Origin of the sequence: Actinomadura sp. CNU-125 (assembly GCF_001942465.1) — a bacterium.
GTDB lineage: Bacteria > Actinomycetota > Actinomycetes > Streptosporangiales > Streptosporangiaceae > Spirillospora.
In genome coordinates, this window is the sequence record NZ_MKJY01000515.1 from 1 (window position 1) to 1,569 (window position 1,569).

Annotated in this window: 2 protein-coding genes; both read right to left on the reverse strand. The window is 76.7% G+C overall.

Annotated elements, in window-relative coordinates:
• Positions 1-27: 27 nt before the first annotated feature.
• A complete protein-coding gene (locus BJF79_RS39325) occupies positions 28-552 on the reverse strand; it encodes a glycoside hydrolase family 15 protein (protein WP_075905043.1) in 525 nt (174 codons plus the stop codon).
• Positions 553-839: 287 nt separating this feature from the next.
• Positions 840-1,569 (reverse strand): ABC transporter permease (locus tag BJF79_RS39330; RefSeq protein ID WP_143220799.1); only part of this gene is annotated, 730 nt, incomplete at its 5' end.

Sequence of the window (1,569 nt, forward strand, 5' to 3'; positions counted from 1 at the left end):
CGTGCTCGCCGGGCATCGGGGCGCCGGTCACGGTGTAGGCGGGCCGCAGCGTGTCGCGGTCGTCCAGGACGCGGGCGGCGACGAACGCGACGGCGCGGCGCGGCGGGTCCGGGGGGCGCCGTGGACGGCGGCGGCGCGCCCGGCGAAGCACTGGTCGCGGATCCAGGCGTACCGGTAGTCGAAGTTGCGGCCCTCGTCGGCGCGTTCGGGCAGCGCGGTGGCGGCGGCGGCGACCATGCCCCCGGCGGTGCTGGTGAGGCCTGTCAGGACCCCGTAGGCGAGGCGGGCGTCGCGCGGCGCGACGGTGTCCTCGCAGGACGGGACGGCCGCGCACCAGTCGCGTTCGGTGGCGTCCCACAGCGCGTCCGGGTCGGGGCGGTCTCCGGTGCCGTCGGCGGTCCCGGCGGTGATCTCCAGGACGAGGTCGCGGCGCTCGTTCTCGGCGAGGTCGACGGTGAGGGCGAGGACGGGCGCGCCGTCCTCGGCGGTGCGGACGGCGGCGTCGCCGACGCCGGACCAGCGGATGCGGGCGCGCCGGCGCGGGCCGTCCATCCGGCGGCGTCGCGGCGCAGGTCGTCATGGGGGCGCCGCCGGGGCCGCGGGCGTCCAGCAGGGCGCACAGCCGGCCGCCGCGCGGACGGCGCGGCAGCGGCGGAGCGGGGCGGGGCCTCGCGGTTCTCCTACGAGGCCCTCGCCGATCACCTACGGTTGCACGAGGTCAGCCCGTGATCCTCGTATTGACATGCTCTCCAGCAAGGGGCGGGAGATTCGGCCTGTACCGCGCCGAGGTCGCCCGATGGACGTTCCAGACGGCCCGGGGTCGCGGCGGTGATCCGGAATCAGCCGGAGCGTTCCCGGACGAGCGCGGCGAGGTCGGTGCGGGCGAGCCCGCGCAGGCCGGGCCGCTGCGCGAGCCACGCGACGGCGAGCACGGCCAGCGCCGACCACGCGTACGTGGCGGGCGCGATCTCGACGTGGAAGGACATCAGGTCGCTGTCGAACGCGCCGAGGAACGCCCCGGCGGCGAGCCGTCCGAGGATCAGGCCGGGGACGATCCCGGCGGCGACGACCAGCAGGTTCTCGGCGGTGACGAGTCGCGCGACGCGGCGCCGCCCGACCCCGGCGGCGCGCAGCGTGGCCAGTTCGGCGGCGCGTTCGGCGAGGTTGACCGACAGGGTCGCGAACAGGACGGTGAACGCCAGCAGCCCGCCGAACACCAGCATCACGGCGACGAACGCGTAGAACAGGTTCATGTACTCGTTCAGGGTTTCCTCGAACGCCTCGGCGCCGGTGTAGGCGACGACGTCGGGCCGGGCGCGCAGCGCGCGGGCGCGGGCGGCGCGGTCGGCGCCGGGATCGAACCGGACGAGGACGGTCGTGGGTTCCGCGGCGGGCGCCCACGCGGCGACCTGTTCGAGGGAGGCGTAGGCGTAGGTGCCGAGGGGTTCGTCGACGAACCCGGCGACGGTGGTGCGGACGGACGTCCCGCGGCAGCCGGAGCGTGACGGGGTCCCCGGCGGCGACGCCGAGTTCGCCGCGCTGCGCGACGCCGAGCAGCACGCCGCGCCG

Coding starts and splice junctions, on each gene's coding strand:
- BJF79_RS39325 (WP_075905043.1), bottom strand. CDS start 552: ATGGACGGCCCGCGCCGGCGCGCCCGCATCCGCTGGTCCGGCGTCGGC.